The organism is Microcoleus sp. S13_C5, assembly GCF_036700845.1.
Taxonomy (GTDB): domain Bacteria; phylum Cyanobacteriota; class Cyanobacteriia; order Cyanobacteriales; family Microcoleaceae; genus Microcoleus.
Window position 1 is genome coordinate 101,753 of record NZ_JAUBPR010000002.1, and the last position, 21,676, is coordinate 123,428.

Consider the following 21,676-nt stretch of genomic DNA (forward strand, 5'->3'; position numbering starts at 1 on the left):
TAATCATGTCTACTTTCAGTACCGCAACCAACTTTCCGGCAGGCACAAATCCCCAATCCCTCACTGCCGAAAACTTTAATAACGACAATATCTCAGACTTAGCCATCAGCAGCGGAACCGCTGTTTCTATTTTACTAGGGAACACTCAAGGAGGATTTGGCACTCCGGCCAACGTGAATCAATCCAGTCGTACTCCCATCGTAGCAGGTGATTTTAACACCGATAATTTCCTCGACCTAGCCTTAACTAGCTGGTCTGGTGGAGAATTTCCTAGTGGTTCCGTTTACATCTTACCGGGTACTGGTCAAGGTACTTTTGGCAACGCCACTTCCTTTTCTGTTGGGACAAAGGTACCGAGTGCGATCGGCGTAGGCGATTTTAACGCAGACAATTTATCAGACATAGTTGTAGCAGACATTAATGGTGGCGTTTCCATCGGATTACAAAACGCTCAAGGCAACGGTTTTGCTAGTGAAGAAAATATATCTCAGGTAGGGACAACTCCAACCGCGATCGCAGCGACAGACTTTAACGGCGATGGCCGCCTCGATCTTGCCATCACCAGCAGCGGTTCTAACAACGTTTCTATCCTACTGAACACGGGAGGCGCTGGTGCAGACAGATTTTCAATCCCGGTAAATTATACAGTTGGGACTAATCCAACATCCATTGCAGCAGAAGACTTTAACGGTGACAACATCCTCGATCTTGCCATCACCAACAGCGTTTCTAAGAACATTTCCATCCTACTTGGCACCGGTCAAGGTGCCTTTGGCAATGCCACCAACTACGCAGCGGGAGGCGATAGTCCGACATCGATCGCAGTTGCCGACTTAAACGCCGACAGCAAACTCGATCTCGCCGTTGCTCACAATCAATCAAACAACGTTTCTATCCTAGTTGGAATCGGTCAAGGCACCTTTGGCAACCCCATTAACTACGCAGTCGGGACAAATCCCAAAGCGATCGCCATCCAAGATTTTAACGCCGACAACAAACCCGATCTCGCCACCGCCAACAGCGGTTCTAACGATGTCTCCATCCTGCTGAATACCACCGTTGAGGTCAATTTCGGTGCAGCCACTTACAGCGGCACAGAAGGAACAACAGATACCATCGTTAATGTCCCAGTCACCATCAGCGGCGGCACTCCCTTCAGCGATCTAGTTGTACCAATTGTCATCGACCCCAGCAGCACAGCAACCCAAAATTCAGACTACACTTTTTCACCAGCCACTCTCACATTCAGTGCAGGTACCAACACCCTCACTCAGAATGTTGCTGTCACTGTCAAAGCTGACAATATCCCAGAGAACGCCGAAACAGCGGTGTTCAGCTTTGGTACGATTACTGATGGGATTGCAGGTACAACAAAAGAAACAACACTAACTATTCCGGCTAATGATGCCATAGATTACGCCATTGTGGCCGGTACTGCCAGCATCGCCGAAGGCAACAGCGCCACTACTCCCGTTACTTTTACCGTGACTCGCAGCGGCGGGATTGATGCTGCTAGCAGTGTAAATTATGCAATTGGAGGAACTGCTACCAACAGCAGCGATTACAACAATATCGGCGGCACTTCTGGGGGAACTAGCATTACTGGTACGGTTAATTTTGCGGCGGGCGAGACATCGAAAACTCTTACTTTAGATGTGTTGGGCGATGCCATCATTGAACCGGATGAAACTATTACTGTTACTCTGTCAAACCCGGTTGCGCCCGGCCCGACTCCAACTATTACTACTGCTACCACTACAACTACGATCGGTAATGATGACACTGCCGGAGTCACCGTCAATCCTGCCAGCGGATTAGTGACGACAGAAGCAGGCGACAGCGCTACATTTACCGTTAAACTTAACAGTCAACCCAGTGCTAGTGTTAGCATTGGTTTGAGCAGTTCCAATCCCGCTGAAGGAACAGTTTCCAGCAATAGTTTAACTTTCACGGACGCTAACTGGAATCAACCGCAAACGGTAACGGTGACAGGTGTTGACGACAGCGTTGCTGATGGCAGTAAAACTTACAATATTGTCACTGCTGCGGCTGTCAGTACCGACAGCAATTACAATAATTTTAATCCCGATGATGTCAGCGCTAGTAACAGCGATAATGAAACTCCTGGCATTACGATTAATCCTGCCAGCACGAATGCAACGGAAGGCGGTGCAAATGGAAGTTACAGTGTTCAGTTAAATAGTCAACCGATCGCACCTGTTACGATTAACTTAGCTACAGGCAGTCAAATTCAGCCAATTACTGCACTTACTTTTACCGCTACTAATTGGAATGTCGCTCAAACTGTTGCGGTGGCTGCTGTAGACGACAGTTTAGTTGAAGGGAATCATACGGGTGCGATCGACCATACTGCTACCAGTACCGATGTTAATTATAACAGCATCACAATTTCACCTGTTAGCGTCGCGATTACTGATAACGACAATACGCCAACACCAACTTTTGCGTTACCAACACCAACTCCTGCGTTACCGACACCAACTCCTGCGTTACCGACACCAACTCCTGCGTTACCGACACCAACTCCTGCGGTACCGACACCAACTCCAACTCCTGCAACCCCAACTCCAACTCCTGCAACCCCAACTCCAACTCCTGCAACCCCAACTCCAACTCCTGCAACCCCAACCCCAACTCCTGCAACCCCAACCCCAACTCCTGCAACCCCAACCCCAACTCCTGCGATACCGACACCCACTCCTGCGCCAGCGCCAATTCCTGCAACCCCAACCCCAACTCCTGCAACCCCAACCCCAACTCCTGCAACCCCAACCCCAACTCCTTCGATACCGACACCCACTCCTGCGCCAGCGCCAATTCCTGCGCCAACGCCAACGCCATCAGCAGATGTCGCCGTTACCAATAGCGATAACAAAACCTTTTGGTGCGGTTTGGAAAAAGGATTAGACAAACTAGAAAACATTGTTAACGACCAACTTAATGATTTCAAACTGCCAATTTTAGGACGACTCAGCGACATTTCTCCGAATTTTATTAGCAATTTCAAAAATAGTCTGGTCAATACGGTTAAAAATGCAACAGATTTCACGCCTAGTCAGCTCCAAAATAGCATTCAGGAGGTTGTTGGGTCGGCATTCGATGTTAAAGTCGAGAGCAGTTCAAATCCAAATGACAGTAACTTAGTCATTAAAATGGGCAAAAAATATCAACTAGATGATATTAAGTTTGCTGAAGATTTAGGATTGCCAGCACTCGGCTTGAAAGTCAAAAACCCTCCGAAGCTATCGAATCAAGTTGTCGCCTTTTCACCGACTACAAATCTCTCTCGCTTTGCCAATTTATCCAATGCTTTAGAAGCATCAACCCTTAATTCCAATATCACTAATTCAGCCGGATTAGCACCTGTTATAGATAGTAGTAATCGAGTTCATTTAAGTGCAATCGTTCCTTCTCAGAGTGTGATTTCGCCAGTTGCTAGTCTTTTCAAGACCCCTGAAAAATCTGGATTTGACTATGAATTATCTATTGGTGTCGGTTACAACAAAGATTTTGGCTGCTACATAGATACGGACAATACCAAATTGAACGCTAACTTTAAGTTAGCACTTCCTGAGAATTTCAAAGTTCAAGCTAATCTCGCTTTTTTACAAGCTGAATTTACCGACGATCCTGAAAATCCAACTCAACTCAATGCCAACTTTGAAGTCAAGTTGAATGACTTAGATAATCTGGGCGGTACTGATGATGGCAATCGTTTAACTTTGTCGGAGTTAGACGGCAGTTATCAGTTAGAAGACTTATTTCAATCTAGCTTAACGAGTAATGCCAATCTCGGCTTGCACGGCAAAACTAGCATCGACGGCAATGCTGCTTTTCCATCTTTTGACTTTGATTTAGCAGTCAATTGGCCACTGATTAATTATAGCAATGGTCAATTAAATAATTCGCCGTCGTCTCCAAATTCATCTGATTTATCAAATTTCAATTCATCACTTTCATCCACTGCAAATTTTTCAAGGTTCTCAGGGTTAAATCAATCGCTAGATTCCTCCAACTATAACACAGGCGCCACTTCAAATTTCTCTTCATTTTTGACCTCAAATAATCAGGGAAATCTAGCTACCCCAACCACCGACAATCCCTTTGCCGGATTGCCTAACCCGACAGTCGAATTTAACAACCTCAAACTCGACTTAGGAACCTTTATCAGTAACTTGGCAAAACCAATACTCACCACTGTTTCTGATATTATAGATCCTTTTAGACCCGTTATCGATTTCCTGAATGCAGACACTAAGTTACTGTCAGAAATTGGTGTTGGTGGCCCCTTCGATAACAATAGAGATGGCAAAGTTTCGATATTGGAACTGGCAACTAAATTATCCGGCGGTAATGTTGCTACTGACTTCTTAAATGCAGTTATCAAAATCGACGAGATATCGCAATTGGCAAATACCCTGTCAAACTCTTCAGGCAATATTGCCATCGATTTAGGTTCCTACAGTTTAGGGGATATTAATGTAACCAAGCCCAACTCTAGCCTCAAAAACAAAACACCGAGACTGACAAACTCAGTTTCCGATATTTCTCAACAAATTAATTCTAAAACAAGCGGAAACAAAAAAGAATTTGTCAATAAATTCAAGAGTGTTCCCGGCATAGATTTGCCAATTTTAACCAAGCCCGAAACAGCCATTCAACTCCTTTTAGGAAAACCAGATGTTGTCCTTTTCACCTACGATATGCCTAAACTGGGAGTAGACTTCAATTTTCGGAAACAATTTCCTATATTTGGGCCGATAGCAGGGTTAATTGAAGGCAACTTTAATGCGTCAGCACACCTCGCATTTGGGTACGATACTTACGGATTAAAAGAATGGAAAGACGAGGAATTTTCTCCGTCATCAGCGTACAAAGTTTTAGATGGTTTTTACGTGAGCGATCGCGCAAATCCCGACGGTACTGGCGCGGATGTTGAGGAACTCAAAATCAACGCGAATATCGCAGCCGGTCTGGGTATCGATGTCATCCTTGCTTCTGGTTTTGTCAAAGGTGGAATTCAGGGACAAATAGGAATTGATTTGTTAGATGGTGGAGAAAGTAATGGGACAAGTGATGGTAAACTTCGAGGTTCTGAAATTGTTCCACGCCTCAGTGAACCTTGGAAATTATTTGACGTATCTGGTCAAGTTAATGCTTACCTGGGTGCTATCGTTAAAGTCGGTTTTAAAATTGAAACATTCTTAGGAGATATCGATTTAGAAAAAACTGTATATGAGAAAAACTTTGCCACATTTGAGATAGCCAAATTTGGCACTGGAGAAAGTTCAAGAAACAGCGGTAGCGGTGTTAACAGTTACCTTACGGGAGCTAAAGTCTTCTTTGATGCTAACTTTAACGGCATCCAAGATGAAAAAGAACCCTTCACTATTACTAACGTGGATGGCAGCTTTAATTTAGATGTCTCTCTCCCCGATTTTGACAAAAATAATAGCGGCGAAATCGAACAAGATGAAGGCAGACTTGTCATTGTAGATGGTATTAATACCGCTACTTATTTGCCGCAGCAAACGCAGCTAACTGCAACACCAGATGCTACGGTGGTTACTCCTTTAACCACTTTGATGGAGAAGATGGTTGCACAAGGTATCAATCCTAATGAAGCAGAGACTAAAGTTAAGGCAGCATTTGGAGTACCGTCAACAATTGATTTGACTGCCTACGATCCGCTACAGGCAATTACTCAAAACGATCCGAACGGTTTGGCGGTTTATGCAGCGCACATTCAGGTACAAAACGTTGTTGTTCAGACGACAATTTTAATCAGCGGGATTTCGGCTAACTCTAAAACCGATATTGCCGATCGCATTATTTCCACTATTGCCAATCAAATTCAATCCGGGGCTGTCGATTTAACCAATCCCGCACAATTACAAAGCATGATTCAGTCTGCTGCCACTCAACTGCAAGCACAAAAAGCATCCGATATTGCACCGGAAGTTGCTAAAATTATTGCTGAAGGGAATCAGCGGGTACGGGCGATCGCATCCAGCAACCTCCCGCTTTCAGATGCAGCTACTAAAATAGCCCAAGTTCAACAGGTAGAACAAGGTGAAGTCGCTAAAGACTTGCAGCAAGTCGCAGCCGGAAATAAGACAATTCAGGAGGCGATCGCAGAAAATACAGGCACATCCTTAGACGCACAAATTCAATCGGCAAACGTCAACAACCCCACAATTCGTAAGAGTATAAACAGTGACTTCACTGCGACTGAACCTTTCCCAGATAGCGGCATAGAATTAGTCAACAATTCCCCCAATCAAAAAATCGGTACTGATGGCGACGATACTCTAGGCGGCGAAAGCAGCGATGACGTTTTAAGTGGCAAAAAGGGAAATGATTTGATCTTTGGTTTTAACGGCAATGACTGGATTAATGCCAATCAAGGCAATGACTTAATCAATGGCGGTTTTGACGACGATACCCTTTACGGCGGCAAGGGAATTGATACTATCACCGGTAGCGATGGTGGCGATATTATCTTTGGCAACCGAGGCGACGATGTGCTAGATGGTAGCACTGGCAATGATACTTTGCGCGGAGGCAAGGGAAATGATACTATTATTGGGGGTGACGGCGACGACTTCCTATTCGGTGAAGATGGAGATAACACTTTGATAGGAGGGAATGGGAGCGATCGCTTCTTGCTCTCTCCCAATTCTGGTATCGATATTATCTGGGATTTTGAAGATGGAAAAGATTTGCTTTCTCTAGGCAACAATCTTACTTTCTCCCAACTGTCACTTACTCAAGAGAACAATGCAACTTTCATCCGTTTGTCAGCAACAGGAGAAATTTTAGCCGCTCTCAATGCTGTGCCGTCTAGTCTAATTAATGTCGCCGATTTTGGCTAAATTTAATAGCAAGTAGTCGCACCTAACTACGGTTTATGTGCGACTCGGAGAGATTGGGGCTAATACTTTAGATGGAGAAAGTAGATCTACTTACCAGGAATCGTTATAAATTCCACTCAATCTCCGGGACAAGGCTAGACTTAGACGCTGACATATTCAGTAAAGCTATCTCTATATTGCCACTGCGTGCAAAAAAAAATGGCTATAGTTATACTTACTGATTTGGCAATTAAGTGGGATTGAATACCCGCTCAATTGCCGCCCTATACCCTCTTGCTGCTAAATGCAAAGCGGGTTATGGTGAGGGATTCTCGGAGAAATTATGATGAACCTAAATTTAGATACTATTTTCTCATCGCTGATGAACCCGGCACTGAATGAGTTTCAGGCTTGGGCTTTGCAAAACCCGGAAGAAAGTCTCAGCAAAACGATGCTACCGCCGATCGCCCTGATTGAAGGTTTGATTGCCAACGAACCCACGTATTTGCCGATAAAACGGCTGGCTTTCGGAGCCAACTTTTGCTGCGCGGGGCAAGTCGTGATGGGAGAGTTTGACACCCTAGAAAAAGCACTCACATCGCCCCAGGCGCGCGGATGGCGGCTTGGTACTTCTGTACTCGATCCCGAGCGCGCGCCCAACCAAGATGTCGGCGGCAGGAACCTTTTCCTGCTGTCTTTGTCCGATCACGAACCTGATGGTAGCAGCAACCACGCGGCATTCCGAAGCTGTATGCAGAAGTATCTCTTCAACAGTGCCACAACGGATCGCCAAGGAGACGAAATCAGCAGACGGTTGCTTGATCGGCTAGCTGCAGATTACGCCGAGATGTCGCACGGTGCGGGGGGAGCGTTTTTTACCGATGTCAAGCGGGGTTGGATGGAATTTTTAGTCCGATATCTGCACTACGTCATCTTTGGGATTAATCCAGACGATTCAGAGTCGATCGAACTTCTCACCGAATTGCATTACACCCGCCAAAGCCCGCTGCATTACTTCGCCGTCATCGGCAACCTGCTGCAAAGCCTGAACCTCTTTGGACACGGGGATTTGTCCACTCTAATAGAGCGTGCAGCGACTATCTATGAAAATTCCCCAGCTTTAGCCGACTTCCAGGAGAGCTCGGAAAACAACGGCATGACTAAACGGGAATTGGCAAAGCTGATGACATCGATTATGGGGATAGCGGGAATGCAAGGCCCCCTGCACCTAGGCTACACGGCCATGGGATATCGCCCTCTCCCCGCCTATAAAGGACAGCAGACGGCCCAAATTAACCCGACTGATTTTTGGGATCAGCTCGATTTGGACGATCGCCAGTCTATCGAGCTCTTCCTCCTGGAATGCGCCCGCCTCTGGGCCCCCGTCAGCGCCACCCACCGAGTCGCCACAGAGCCATTCACCGCAACGGTAGCGGGCAAAGAGCGCACCTTCCCCGCAGGAACCAAGGTACTAATACCGCTCAGCCTGGGGCTGCTAGACGGGAGTTTCTGGGGCTCTACGGTATACGAATTCAACCCTAAGCGCGAGAATCTGTGCCCTTTTCATATGGGTTTTCATTCGGTGGGCGATCGGAGCGCGGGACGGATTTGCCCAGCTAAAGACATCGCACTCAAGATGCTGGTGGATGTCGTGAGTACGGTAGGCAAAGTGCGACGAGCCTCTGAGCCTAACTTGCGGGGGTAATTAATCCAAAAGCTCGATCGGACAGCGGTTGAAACTGAGATATTATATTATTCTCAAGAACAGGCAAGATGCCTGTTCCACAAAGAATTAATTGCTTGTGGGGTGGGCATCATGCCCGCACATAAAAGCCTTATTGAGAATGGTGCAAGATGTGAGTTGAAACCGCACGCCACACAAACTATCTATCGATCGACTAAGAAATCAAGGGGGTATCTAATAGGAAATCCAAACACAACTATTTTGAGGATAAATAATACCATGTTAATCGAACAAAAGCAACTAAAAGACATCGCGAATTGGATGAAAGTAGAACATCCAGCGGAATTACCTGAAGTCCTGCAAGGTATCTTTTTTATGGACGGGAATGTTTTACCAGACCATTGTTTGACGATGTACAGTTCAGACTGGAATGTTGAGGAACGGACGTTATTGCTGCGCGTTTTTGATCCTGTGATCTGGACATTTCATTCATCAATGGCGGGACGGATGTTACTTTATTTGGTCAAATTTTCTCGGCTCACTTACTTGTTCCGATTTTCGGATACAACTTTGCAGCACGGACACATCACGCCGATAGTGTTTGGATGGTCTGTGCCGCAGTGGCTTGTAGATTTTTTGATTGATCGAGATCCGAACACTCCGAATGGAGATATCTGGCATCGCACAAACTCGTTTTTCGGCAGACCTGCTGAGAGCGGATATATACTCCGCAGGGTTGTAGACAAAGATGGCAACTACACATCAGCTTTTCCAGATATGCTGTCTAAAGTTGAGAGTGATTGTTTAATCATTGCCAAAGAGTGAAAATATTTAGGGAAACTACAAAACCCGCTTCGTTAGGCGGGTTTTGTCGATCGAAGTGGCGAGGTTTGAACCGACGACCTCTACGATGCTAAGTTTTATCTGATATCGTTTTCGGTTGCATCGGAATCATAAAATCGAGTCAACAATTAACACTCAACCGTTCAGTTTTTCGATCCCGAGTCCTATCAACTGCGGTAGCATCAGAATTAATATTACCCACAGGTAGGACACGGCGCTGTGCAACCGAAAACGATATTACTTCTGGCTCATCAGAGTTTATTTGCCATGATTATACAGCTTATTCCAGGTTCATAAAGTAGTAGGGAAAAGGCAATGCCTTTTCCCTAGGGGGATTCAGGGATCAGGGGTGTACTTCACAAATAACGTGGAATCTGCTGTAAGATGTTTGGTTTCACGCTTTTTTGATTGGCCAACAGTCTCTTAATCCATCGTCCCTACCATATTCTCACCTAATTAATTAGCTCGATCGCACTACTGGACAAAAAAATCTGTGGCAGTAATCACGCTTGCAGGCACATTGCTGAGAGTTGCCAAAAGTTGCCCGGAACCAGTAACTCGGATGAGGGTAGAACTATTCTCGGCCACAATGCTCAGTTGGGAGAAATCCAGACCACCCATTAAGCCGATCGAATCGAGGCCGTATTGAAAGTCTAAAATAGTCTCGCTGCCGAGGTCAATACCCAACATAAATCGATCGTTTCCGGTGCCTCCAATCAGAGTATCATTCCCTTGATCTCCAAACAAGAAGTCGTCCCCAGCACTGCCGAGCAAACTATCCTCATCCTTACCGCCGTAAAGAGTATCGTTCCCGACCTCCCCATTGACAGTATCCTGACCTTCATTGCCAAACAACAAATCGTTGCCCAAACCGCCACATATTTGGTCTTTTCCGCCAGTAGAACCAATGGGAAGGGGGCTACCAATATCCCCGTACACTGTATCTTCCCCCTCGCCGCCACAGATAGTATCACTGCCTTCATCGCCAAACAGCAGGTTGCTGCCCAATTCGCCGAAAACTAAGTCATCGCCCTTGCCGGCACGCACTGTATCATTACCATCACCACCTGCGATCGTATCTTGATTGTTCTGCCCGCTGAGGAAGTCATCGCCCGCCAAACCAAACAGCAAATCGTTGCCAGTCAAATCCGGGTCGAGGGGGTTAATAGTTCCCCCGTAGATAGTATCGTTACCCTGGTCGCCAATTAAAGTATCGCTTTCTTGGTCGCCGAAAATAATGTCGTCATCTTTGCCGCCGTAAACCACATCTTCGTTCTTGCCCGCAAAGATTAAATCATCTCCAGCAACCCCATTGAGGTAATCATTACCCTCATTGCCAAACAACAAGTCCCTGTCTATATCTGGGCCAACCGGGAAAGCACTGTTAAGTCCTCCGTAAATATTATCATTGCCCTGTAACCCTGCCAACAAGTCATCGCCGTCAAAACCATTTATTTCGTCACCGTTATTAGTGGCGAGAATAGTGTCGTTGCCGTTAGTACCGTTGCGGGTATTAGTGGCAGAACTTGGGCCGCGAATACTGCTAATGCTGGGTAAAACAATTTGCGAACAAATGCAGTCAACATCTTGTCCTTCTTGCGGTGGTGGTGTTGGTGTTGGTGTTGGTTGGACTTGGGCGAAGAAATTGCCAAAGTTAATATTGCTAACATTAGTGCCGCTGACAGCAATAATATCAGCAGGATTGGCAGTAGTTTGCGTCCAACCAGGTTGATTTACTTCCCGAACTCGATAAGTTCCCGGTCCTAAATTAGCGAAACTGTAGCCACCCAAACTATCAGTAGAAGTGTTAACTTCTCCAGCATCTAAAGAGTTATTGCTGTTAGAGTCAAGGAAGATTTGCCAGTTCGGCAAGAGCGGTTCTTGAGCATCCAAAGCCCCATTGTTATTGAGGTCATTAAACTTGCTGCCGGAGATGCTAATATTTTGGAAATTGCCGAAATTAATTCCACTACGACTTTCGCCACTGCCCAGATTAACCGCCGCCGGATTAGCAGTAGTTTGCGTCCAGCCAGTCTGCTGCACCTCCCGCACATTGTAGGTGCCGGGATTGAGATTGTTGAAACTGTAATTACCAGAATTGTCAGTGTTAACAATAGTTTCGCCCGAATCTAAAGAGTTGTTCCCGTTCGCATCGAGGAAAATTTGCCATCCCGAAAGACCACTTTCCTCCGCATCCCGAGTACCGTTGCCGTTGCCGTCGTTGAATTTAAGACCGCTGATGCTGCTTTGTTGGACGGGAGTCGGAGGCTGAGGCGGAGTCGGAGTCGGAGTCGGCGTTGGTGTTGGTGTTGGTGTTGGCGGGACTTGTTGGTTGCCGAAATTGGCAGTGGAAGTTTGACCTGGATCTAAGGGAACGGTTCGGGGGTTAGGGGTGGTTGGTGTAAAACCTGTCGGCACCACTTCCCCGACGTTGTAAGTGCCTGTTTGCAGGTTGGGGAAGCTGTAGCTGCCATCGGTACCGGTAGTAACTTGGGTTTCTCCGGTGTCTGAACTACCGTTGTTGTTAGTGTCAAGGAAAATCGTGACGCCAGGGATGCCAATTTCTCCAGTATCTTGAGTGCCGTTACCGTTGGTGTCGTTGAATTTAATCCCAGTTATGGTGCCCGTCTGGAGGCTATTGCCGAAATTAACTGTAGCAGGAGTAGTTTGACCTGCTGCCAGCGTCACTGAAACTGGATTGGGAGTAGTTGGCTGGCTGTTTGGCGGCACGACTTCCCGGACGTTGTAAGTACCGGAGGTTAAGTTGGGGAAAGTAAAGCCGCCGTTAGCATCGGTAGTTGCCGAAGTTTCTGTGGCATCGAGAATGCCGTCATTGTTAGTGTCTAGGAAAACAGTGACTCCGGGTACACCAAGTTCTCCGGCTGCTTGAGTGCCGTTGCCGTCAATGTCGTTAAATTTGATACCAGTAATGGTTCCAAATGGAGGAAACAGATCAAACGGGCGATTGCCGAAATTCACCACAGCGGGAGTCGTTTGGCCTGTCGCCAGCGTCACTGAAACCGGATTGGGAGTAGTCGGCAGGTAGGGAAACAGCCCGACTTCCTGAACGCTGTAAGTACCTGCGGGCAAGTTGGGGAAATTGAAGCTGCCGTCAGCCCCCGTAGTTGCGGAAGTTTCTCCGACATCGAGAATGCCGTCATTGTTAGTGTCGAGGAAAACAGTCGCTCCGGCTAAGCCAGTTTCTCCCGCACCTTGAGTGCCGTTGTCGTCGTCGTCCTTAAATGTTATGCCAGTAATGCTGCCGAGTAGAGCGGATATCGATCGATTGCCGAAATTCACCGTAGCAGGAGTAGTTTGGCCTGCTGCCAGCGTGACTGCAACCGGATTGGGAGTAGTTGGCTGGCTGTTGGCGGGTACAACTTCCCGAACGTTGTAAGTGCCGGAGGGCAAGTTGGGGAAATTGAAGCCGCCGTTAGCATCGGTAGTTGCGGAAGTTTCGCCGGCACCGAGGATGCCGTCACCGTTTGTGTCGAGGAAAACAGTAACTCCGGGAACGCCAAGTTCTCCGGCAGCTTGAGTGCCGTTGCCGTCAATGTCGTTAAATTTTATACCAGTAATTGTACTCAGCGGTACTGGTATTGCTTGGTTGCCGAAATTAACTGTAGCAGGAGTAGTTTGACCTGCTGCCAGCGTGACTGCAACCGGATTGGGAGTAGTTATTTGGCTTCCAGCCGGTACAACCTCCCGGACGCTGTAAGTGCCAGCAGGCAAGTTGCCGAAAGTGAAAGTGCCGCCAGCCCCGGTAGTTGCGGAAGTTTCGCCGGCACTGAGGATGCCGTCACCGTTGGTGTCGAGAAAAACTGTAACTCCGGGAACCCCAAGTTCTCCGGCAGCTTGAGTGCCGTTGCCGTCAATGTCGTTAAATTTGATGCCGGTGATGGTACTCAGCGGTACCCCAACGGGAACAGGCTGTGCGGAAAATTCCGAAGTGTTGCCGGCGGCGTCGGTTGCTGTCGCGGTGATTAATTGGCCTGCGGTGACGGCTGCTGGGAAAGTTTGATTAAAAGCAGCGTTGCCGGCGGCGTCAGTAGTTACCGGGATAGAAGCAATTAAGGTTTGACCTTGGGTTCCCGGGGGATTGTTGGCGAAAAATTGGAGGGTGAAATTGGCACTGGGAATGCTGTTGTAAGTTCCCGCGACGGTGACGCTGCCAGCGCTGGCGGTAGCGGTAGTGAGTACGGGAGTGTTTTGGAGGTTGTTTGCACCGATGTCGGCGTCGCCTGCATCGTTGGCGGTGATGCCGTTGTTGCCAAGGTCGATGCCTAAGCCAAGGTTGGCGAAGATCGAGTTGTTTTGGATGCGGTTGCCGATACCGGAGTCAACACCTACGCCGATATTGCCATTGTTGGCGATGATATTTCCTTCACCTGCTGCTGTACCGCCGATCGCATTATTACTTGCGGCAGCGGTAATCTGTACTCCGATCGAGCTATTGCCTAAGGGGCTAGTACCGTTGGCTGCAACGCCGATGAAGTTGCCGCGCAAAGTGTTGCCTGTTGCAGAGGCGCCTGTAATCTGCACGCCTAAACCTGCGCTGGCACTGCTATTGCCGGAAATAATATTGCCAGCGCCTACGGCACTACCGCCGATCGTATTGCTGGGTGCATTGTCTACAACTACACCAATAGTGTTTGGCAAGGCAGCAGTGCCTGCGGCGTTCGTGCCGATGTAGTTGCCGAATACCGAGTTGAGAGTGGCATTGGCGTTGAGAATTTGCACGCCGAAACCGTCATTGCCGGAAATGATGTTGCGATCGCCCGCTGCAGTCCCGCCGATCGTGTTGCTGGCAGCATCCTGTATGAGCACGCCAGTCAAGGTGTTGCCCAAGTCTGCGGTGCCGTTGACATCGGTGCCGATGAAGTTGCCCACGACTCTGTTGCCTGTGGCAGCGTTGCTGGTAGCAGGGGTGTTTTGAATGACTACACCGAAAGCATTATTGCCGGAAATGATGTTGCGCGCACCTGCGGTATTTCCGCCGATCGTGTTGTTGGGCGCATTCTGAATAGCCACCCCAAAACCGACGTTGCCTAAGTCTGCAGTACCGTTGATGTCGGTGCCGATGAAGTTGCCTAGCACAGTGTTGCCTGTGGCTGTGGCACCATCGATAAACACGCCAGCGCTGCCATTGCCAGAAATCAAGTTCCGATCGGCTACTGTCGTTCCGCCAACGATATTGTTAGAACCACCCGATATTTGCACGCCCGTCAAGGCATTTGGTAACGCAGCAGTACCAGCAGCGTTGGTGCCGATGATGTTGCCCAGCACAGTGTTGCCTGTGGCACCTGCGGCATTGATTAACACGCCGAAAGCATTGTTGCCAGAAATGATGTTGCGATCGCCCGCAGCAGTCCCGCCGATCCTGTTGCCCGCTGCATTGTCAACTACTACACCACTAGCACCGTTGCCCAAGTCTGCGGTACCGTTGGAATCGGTGCCGATGTAGTTGCCGAGTACAGAGTTGCCTGTGGCGGTATTACCTAAAATGAAGATTCCAGAACCCTGAAAACGATTGATTGCCAGTCCCCGAACGGTGCTGCCACTGCCGGTGATGAGTATGCCGTTAGTTGTACCCCCGGCATTGGTTCCATCGAGTTGGATCAGCGGGGTGCCGGCGAATCCTGGCTGAGAGGTGCCGTCGATCGTTACGGCCTCGGTAATTATTGGTAAAGAAGTCAATGGCGCGATCGTCTGCACGCCTGCAACGGGAATGTTGAAGTTAATAATATCCGCCCCAGCAAGGGCATTGGCTTGAGTAATTGCATCTCGGAGCGAACCAGGCCCAGCGTCAGCGGTATTAGTAACAGTAAAAGTAGCCAATGTGTGTCCATAGGCTGCCATTACCTCCGGCTCGATCGCCAATCCTGTTTTAATCGCTCCAGTAGCGTATTCAAGTACCCAGTTTCCGCCTTTTTGGGCACTCCCCGTAAGATTTGAAGAAGCAGCAATATTAGCTTTTGTTAACTTGCTCAGCTTTTGTACAAAAGCTTCTCCTTTTTTACCTGCAGCTACATTGCAACCATAAAGCAGAATTTCAAATCGATTTTTAATTGAGTTGACCGATGAGGAAAACCACTGTTTCAAAGAGTCGCTATATGTTTCTAAATTGTCGGAATTCAGGATAGTTTGCCCTAGCTGCAAACTTCCCGATTCCCCGTGAGAAATAATGTGAACCCTTTCTATACCTTTGCGGCTCTGCAGTGCTTCGGCAATTTGTTCGATGCCGTCCCGGGATCGATCGACTAAAATTACCTCTGTACCCGCTTTCACACCGACCGCCAGACTCTGCCAATCTTCAACTGCTGAATCTACGAATACTATTTGTAGGTTTTTCATAATTACTGTTCCCCCATGCACCTAAGTAGGTTTTCACAATCTTGTTTCCGTGCGATGATAGTCGCTACTTCAATCCACCACAAATACGGCTACCACAAAACCTGCCTTTAACTCAGTACAAGTTGTACAGACAAAGCTTTACGATTATCTATTTTTGTGATTCTTGTAAATCTGTTGGCTCTGGAAAGTTGCTCGATCGCACTTTTTCATTCTCAACTTAAAAAAAGCAGACCCCAGGTACAGCTAGCTTGTTCCCGATTACGGAAATTTTTCAAAAAACGCAAGTATAATTTACACAACTTAATGTTCGGTTTTTTACTAAGTACACTTTGGTGAAAAAGAATCCAACTCTGTATAAGTTCCAAACCGAGAGAGTGGTAGGTATGCAGCAATTATTCAATCTCAAATCTCCTGTCTCGAAGCTAAAACCGCAGGGCTGGGATTTTGGCAAATTCAGCGTGTCCCTCATAACATAGAGGAATAGTCGCCTTCATGGCATCATAGAAACTTGTCCCTCACATCATTGAAATCGATGACCGCTCAAAACTCCCCCGTTTCCCCCGTCACCTGGATAGAAGACCGAGTTCTGCTAATTGACCAAAACCGGCTGCCCAAAGAATACGGTGTAGTCGAAATTAGCCGCTGCGAAGATATGGCTGAGGCGATTAAAACTATGATAGTCCGAGGTGCTCCGGCGATCGGGGTAGCAGCAGCCTACGGGATGTATTTGGGGGCGCGAGAAATCGAAACCGGCGATCGTACCGAGTTTCTCGCTAAATTAGAACAAGTGGGCGAGTTATTGCGTTCCACCCGTCCCACGGCGGTTAATTTGTTTTGGGCAATATCGCGAATGCTCAAAACTGCCGAGAGAACTAGCGGTTCTGTCGAACAAGTGCAAAAAACTTTGTTAGAAATGGCTAAAACCATTCAATCAGAAGACTTGCAAACTTGTAAAGATATCGGCGACAAAGGTTTAGAAGTTCTGCCAGCTACACCCGAAAAATTGAACTTACTAACTCACTGCAATGCCGGTGCGTTGGCAACAGCAGGCTACGGTACTGCGTTAGGTGTATTTCGTTCTGCTTGGCGAGAAGGAAGACTCGGAAGAGTTTTTGCAGACGAAACTCGGCCCCGTCTCCAAGGTGCAAAACTCACCACTTGGGAATGCGTGCAAGAAGGAATTCCTGTCACATTAATAGCTGACAATATGGCCGCCCACTGCATGAAACTCGGCATGATTCACGCAGTAGTTGTCGGTGCAGACAGAATCGCTGCTAACGGCGACGCTGCCAATAAAATTGGCACTTACAGTTTAGCAATTGTTGCCAAAGCTCACAACGTCCCGTTTTTTGTCGCCGCGCCTCTATCTACCATAGATTTTGAACTTTCCGACGGCAGCCAAATCCCCATTGAAGAACGCGATCCTGTTGAAATGTATCAAGTTGGAACTACGCGGATTTGTCCTGTGGGAGTCGAATTTTACAACCCCGCTTTTGACGTAACTCCGGCGGAGTTGATCTCAGGAATAATCACAGAACACGGCACGGTTGCTCCTTGGGCGTTGAAACAGTTTCAGGCAAAACAATTAGTTTAATTGTATGTTGCTCAACCGCTCATTCCACCTGTTATCTGTGAAATTAAGCATGATGCCTAGCAGCCGCAACTGGCAGCTCAAAGTTGCAATCGCAGCTCTAACTCTGCCAGTTATTTTCAGTCCTGTCTCGGAAGCTCAAGTTTCACAAACGCTTAAAGCTAAGGAATCACAAGCGAAAAAATTTGTGGGTTCGATGAATAAAGCTCAGCAAGTTTACTATGCTGAAAAGGCAGGCTTTACAAGTTCTGTTTCCAATCTATTGGTTTATCTCGGTCTCCAAGTTACACCTAACTCAGCCAATTACAGCTACTCAATCGCCATGGTGAAAAAAGGTGCTGTATTTAACTACGGAGTATCGAAGCAAGCTAATCTCAAAAGTTTTGTGGGAGGAGTCTTTTTGGTGGGAAACAAGAGCCAAACAATCTTGTGTATAAATGCTGCTACTGGCAAGACTAAACCACCTTATCCAACTAATACCAAAGGGGTTTTAGAATGCGCTGCGGGTACAGCAAAACTTGCTCAATAAATTATGTCTAATTTACTGTGTAATTTAGCAAATAACTGGATAGTAAATGCAGCTTTAGCTAAGCAATTGCTGGAACAAGAAGCTACTTTACTAGATGCTCGCGCACCCATTTTAAAGTGGTTTTGCCGTCTCCCACCAGCTATTCCCGTAACTTGGCAGGAATTTTCGCCTTCCGACTTTCCCCACAAGGGAAAAATTCTAGAAAATAACACAGTTTTAACTCAAAAACTGCAAGCAATTGGCATTTATCAAGACAAACCTGTCATAGTCGTTGCCGATTCGGTGAAAGGGTGGGGCGAAGACGGGCGAATTGTTTGGATGTTGCGGACTTTGGGACACGAAAAAGCAGTTTTTGTCGATGGAGGATATAGGGCTTTAATCAAAGCTGGAATTAATCGAGTAAAAGCTGCAAACAATCCACCGAAAACAGGAGATTTTGTAATATCTCGCCGCTCGAATTGGGAAATTCAGCGGGATGAATTGAAAGCTATTTTAGGAGATGAGAATTTAGTCATTATTGACGCCAGAGAGGCGCGAGAATATGCAGGTAAAACGCCTTACGGAGAAAAGCGGGGCGGCCACATTCCCGGTGCGGTTCACCTCTATTACAAACAGTCGATGGACAAACAGGGAAAACTGCTGGATCGCGGGGAAATAGTTGCTATTTTGCAGCAAAAAGGAGTTTCGCAGTCAAATCAAATTGTGAGTTATTGTACTGGGGGAATTCGTTCTGCATGGTTGACTTGTGTCTTGACAAATGTTGGATTTAATGCTAAGAATTATGCAGGTTCAATGTGGGAATGGTCGGCGTCGCCTGCAGATAGCTATCCTTTGTCAGTAATCCTTTCAGGGGCGGGCTAGAAGCCCACCCCACAAGAAAATTTAATGTTTGTCGAACAGGCCGGAAAGCCTGTTCTTGAGAATGGTATCTGAATTCAGATTCAACCTATTAACTACAAACGATCGAGGTTGAGAATCTCAACCGACTTGTTCGATATACTGAGCGAGATCGTCGCGCAGGCGGCTGAGTTCGGCTTCGGTGGTCACGCGCACGCGATCGTCCCTAACCGTAATCAGCACTTTTGCAGCAAAAGGAGTTGGCCAGATATTCGGGTTGCAGAAAACTTCCAAAAATACATCTCCTGCATACCGATATTCCATCGGTTTTTGGGGAGAAGCTTTAGCGCCAGCGGTTTTGGCTGCTACAGCTTTCAAGCTTTCCATCAAAGCTGCAATTTCGCTTTGCAAATCCCGCGCGGCTTGCGGGGAAAAGCTAAAGGAGACAGAACCTTCGACTAAATTCAGTGTCAGCGGAGAAAGAGACATGGGCAATGAAATTTAACATACAATTGTTAATGATAAAAGATATAGTAACCCAAAAGAAGTACATTCCTGCTCACTTGGACTGCGAGAATGCTATTAATTAAAATTAATCTCAAGAAGCTCGGCTAAATTAATGAATATAAATCTAGTCATAAGCTAGATTCCGCAAGAGTTTTAACCTGTTATGACTTGATAAGCTTTAAACTAGAAACCTGAAAACTTGACGGCAGATAGAGGAGATTTTATGGTGGCCGATAACCGTTCCGAAGTCCGCAAGGTTTTAATAATTACTTTATTGCTCAATTTGCTGGTGATGGCAATTAAAGCAGCCGTGGGATGGCTGACTGGTTCCCTCAGTTTGCTGGCAGATGCTTTGCACAGCGTCACGGACAGCGCTAATAATATTTTAGGATTGGTAACTAATCATTATGCCAATCCGCAGCCCGATCGCGATCATCCCTACGGACACCAAAAATTTGATGCTCTCGGAGCTCTGGGAATAGCTGTTTTTCTGGGAATTGCCTGTTTTGAAATTCTCAGCGGTGCTGTCGAAAGGCTGATTAACGGCGGTAAAGTGGTCAAAATATCGCCAAATGAATTGTGGATATTACTGCTCGTACTGGGGATTAATATTTTTGTCACTTTTTACGAGCGCAGAGTTGGCAAACGTCTCGGTAGCGCGATTTTAGTGGCTGACGCTCAGCACACGATGAGCGATGTTTGGGTGACAATTATGGTCATCGGCGGGTTGATTGGCGTTTGGCAAGGAGAGGTTTGGAATATACCTCAATTACAATCCCTGGATGTGTTTTTGTCTTTTCCTGTGGCTGTTTTGGTATTTAGAAGCGGTTGGAAGGTTTTAACAGAAAATCTGCCTTGGTTGGTGGATGAAATGGCGATCGCACCTGAAGTTATTCATGCGATCGCGATCGATGTACCGGGGGTTGTCAACTGTCACTCGATCGCCTCCCGTGGCGTTGTAGGGCGTCAAGTATTTATTGATATGCACATGATTGTCGATGCTGTCGATGTAGAAACAGCTCACGGGATTACAGAAGAAGTAGAAGCCCGTTTGGAAGAACGTTTCAGCCCTGTACGCATCTTAATTCACGTTGAGCCGCCGGCTTACCATTCCGACCAAATTAGCTACGATTCTGAAAAATGAAGGAACAAGCAAGAAGGTACTTTTACTTACCGTAATTCCTCGAAATCTTTAAATCGTATCAATGGTGTGGAAAAAACTCGCAGCTCATTCAGTTGTGCTTTTCCACAGGAAGATGCGAGTTCTCCACAGAAATAGGCAAGTTTTCCACAATAGATTCGATCGGCTGTCGCTTATTTCTCTCTTCCTATTTGTAGAAGTTCCAAGTATTTTGGATTTCTCGAGCCATTTCTTGCCGCAAATGCCAAGGTAGCAAAATTTCTACTTTTGAACCTAAAGCTCGCAACCACCTCAACGGGTAGTAGTCTGTATTTCGATAATACAGTTGATAGTAGGCATCGGTGGTTGGGCGACAGTGGAGGGTTTCTAAAAGAGCCGATCGGTGTTCTGGGTTGGGGGTGTATTGTGTGATTAATCTGGCGACGCGATCGCAGTCTATGGCGGTAAAAGTATTGTGGATGGTGATTCCTTGCAGGTAGGAACGATCAAAAGTGTGATCGGGAGCGTGTCACTTTTGCGACAAGTGTAAATACTCAAGAAGAGTAAAATAGTGGCTTTGAGCCATTGTTGAGCAAAATAGGCGAGAATAATAGTGTCTTATTAATGGCGACTGAACCATGACCCCAGAACAGCAACAGGCGATTCAAACACATGTAGAAGCTATTTCTGCAATCCTGTATGCGGATTGTGAATCTGAATCGTTAAAGACATTAGAAGATATCGAGCTAGCAGGAAAAGAAAGAGTGTTAACTCATGTAACACCACAGATAGGAATTTTTTTATCTACTCAGCTAGCGGGACAAAAGTAGGAAGGGTAAAGAAATTAAAAAGTACATTAGGTGATTTAAGTATCACCGAGAAGCAAGCGGAGCTACTAGGGTGTGGTACGGGAAGCAGATTAAGTCCGCATTTAGAAAACTGCTGTTTAAGACTGAGTGCTAATGTTGCTTATGAAAGTGCATCAAAAGATATTAAATACATAACTGGAGTTACTGTACCCTCGAAAACACAACTCATATTAGTACATTATCAAGAATTTAATAAACCAGTAGCAACATTAGATATTACTGAGCTAAGTGTAGATGGTGGCAAAGCCCGGTTAATCACACCACCCCGGAGAAAAATCTGAGTGGAAAGACTATAAAGCAATTGTTTCAGAGGCGGGAATAGTAGCTAGTTTCGACCAAAATAATATGATTATTGATTGGGCAAATCAACAACCACTAGCAAACCCAGTAATACCAATTTTATGTGAAGTTGCATATAATAGAGAGATAGCTTGTATGGTGCGTTTATGAGTCGTAGTTTAAAAATA

10 protein-coding genes and 1 pseudogene are annotated in these 21,676 nt (G+C 46.7%); 8 read left to right on the forward strand and 3 right to left on the reverse strand.

The window, feature by feature from the left end; all coding sequences use genetic code 11:
- The first annotated feature begins 5 nt into the window (after positions 1-5).
- From QUA04_RS01445 to QUA04_RS01455, 3 genes are all read left to right on the forward strand, one after another.
- Positions 6-6,896 (forward strand): FG-GAP-like repeat-containing protein, encoded by a 6,891-nt coding sequence (locus QUA04_RS01445; protein WP_333253072.1) that lies wholly within the window; start codon positions 6-8, stop codon positions 6,894-6,896.
- A 322-nt stretch (positions 6,897-7,218) separates the two neighbouring features.
- Positions 7,219-8,580, forward strand: coding sequence for a cytochrome 450 (locus QUA04_RS01450; protein WP_333253074.1), 1,362 nt, complete (start codon positions 7,219-7,221; stop codon positions 8,578-8,580).
- Positions 8,581-8,838: 258 nt separating this feature from the next.
- Positions 8,839-9,384 carry a hypothetical protein gene (locus QUA04_RS01455; protein WP_333253081.1) on the forward strand — a complete coding sequence of 182 codons (546 nt, stop codon included), beginning with the start codon at positions 8,839-8,841 and terminating at the stop codon, positions 9,382-9,384.
- A 492-nt stretch (positions 9,385-9,876) separates the two neighbouring features.
- Here QUA04_RS01455 and QUA04_RS01460 read toward each other — a convergent pair whose 3' ends face one another.
- On the reverse strand, positions 9,877-15,756 hold the full coding sequence (locus QUA04_RS01460; protein ID WP_333253083.1) for an SdrD B-like domain-containing protein: 5,880 nt from the start codon (positions 15,754-15,756) through the stop codon (positions 9,877-9,879).
- Positions 15,757-16,288: 532 nt separating this feature from the next.
- Between QUA04_RS01460 and mtnA the strand changes: the two genes are divergently transcribed.
- From mtnA to QUA04_RS01475, 3 genes are read left to right on the forward strand one after another with little or no spacing between them, the layout of a single operon-like run.
- A complete protein-coding gene (gene mtnA / locus QUA04_RS01465) occupies positions 16,289-17,350 on the forward strand; it encodes an S-methyl-5-thioribose-1-phosphate isomerase (protein ID WP_333253085.1) in 1,062 nt (353 codons plus the stop codon).
- Positions 17,351-17,399: 49 nt separating this feature from the next.
- Complete coding sequence (locus QUA04_RS01470; protein WP_333253087.1) at positions 17,400-17,876, forward strand: type IV pilin-like G/H family protein; 477 nt, start codon at positions 17,400-17,402, stop codon at positions 17,874-17,876.
- Between the two features lie 3 nt (positions 17,877-17,879).
- Positions 17,880-18,737, forward strand: a complete 858-nt coding sequence (locus tag QUA04_RS01475; protein WP_333253090.1) for a rhodanese-like domain-containing protein — start codon at positions 17,880-17,882, stop codon at positions 18,735-18,737.
- Positions 18,738-18,854: 117 nt separating this feature from the next.
- Here QUA04_RS01475 and QUA04_RS01480 read toward each other — a convergent pair whose 3' ends face one another.
- Entirely contained in the window at positions 18,855-19,202 is a 348-nt protein-coding gene (locus tag QUA04_RS01480; protein ID WP_015174783.1) for a hypothetical protein, read from the reverse strand.
- A gap of 241 nt (positions 19,203-19,443) precedes the next feature.
- Here QUA04_RS01480 and QUA04_RS01485 point away from each other — a divergent pair, with 241 nt between their 5' ends.
- Complete coding sequence (locus tag QUA04_RS01485) at positions 19,444-20,364, forward strand: cation diffusion facilitator family transporter (protein ID WP_333253092.1); 921 nt, start codon at positions 19,444-19,446, stop codon at positions 20,362-20,364.
- 184 nt (positions 20,365-20,548) lie between these two features.
- On the opposite strand, the pseudogene QUA04_RS01490 reads toward QUA04_RS01485, so the two are convergent.
- Positions 20,549-20,845: pseudogene (locus QUA04_RS01490) on the reverse strand (TIGR03985 family CRISPR-associated protein); the annotation flags it as partial.
- 133 nt (positions 20,846-20,978) lie between these two features.
- On the opposite strand from QUA04_RS01490, the gene QUA04_RS01495 reads away from it, so the two are divergent.
- On the forward strand, positions 20,979-21,170 hold the full coding sequence (locus tag QUA04_RS01495; protein WP_333253094.1) for a hypothetical protein: 192 nt from the start codon (positions 20,979-20,981) through the stop codon (positions 21,168-21,170).
- Positions 21,171-21,676 lie beyond the last annotated feature (506 nt).

What these genes read in the sequence shown, in the direction of transcription:
- QUA04_RS01460 (WP_333253083.1), bottom strand. Translation starts at nt 15,756, where the DNA reads ATGAAAAACCTACAAATAGTATTCGTAGATTCAGCAGTTGAAGATTGG.
- QUA04_RS01455 (WP_333253081.1), top strand. Translation starts at nt 8,839, where the DNA reads ATGTTAATCGAACAAAAGCAACTAAAAGACATCGCGAATTGGATGAAA.
- mtnA (WP_333253085.1), top strand. Translation starts at nt 16,289, where the DNA reads ATGACCGCTCAAAACTCCCCCGTTTCCCCCGTCACCTGGATAGAAGAC.
- QUA04_RS01485 (WP_333253092.1), top strand. Translation starts at nt 19,444, where the DNA reads ATGGTGGCCGATAACCGTTCCGAAGTCCGCAAGGTTTTAATAATTACT.
- QUA04_RS01445 (WP_333253072.1), top strand. Translation starts at nt 6, where the DNA reads ATGTCTACTTTCAGTACCGCAACCAACTTTCCGGCAGGCACAAATCCC.
- QUA04_RS01475 (WP_333253090.1), top strand. Translation starts at nt 17,880, where the DNA reads ATGTCTAATTTACTGTGTAATTTAGCAAATAACTGGATAGTAAATGCA.
- QUA04_RS01495 (WP_333253094.1), top strand. Translation starts at nt 20,979, where the DNA reads ATGACCCCAGAACAGCAACAGGCGATTCAAACACATGTAGAAGCTATT.
- QUA04_RS01480 (WP_015174783.1), bottom strand. Translation starts at nt 19,202, where the DNA reads ATGTCTCTTTCTCCGCTGACACTGAATTTAGTCGAAGGTTCTGTCTCC.
- QUA04_RS01470 (WP_333253087.1), top strand. Translation starts at nt 17,400, where the DNA reads ATGATGCCTAGCAGCCGCAACTGGCAGCTCAAAGTTGCAATCGCAGCT.
- QUA04_RS01450 (WP_333253074.1), top strand. Translation starts at nt 7,219, where the DNA reads ATGATGAACCTAAATTTAGATACTATTTTCTCATCGCTGATGAACCCG.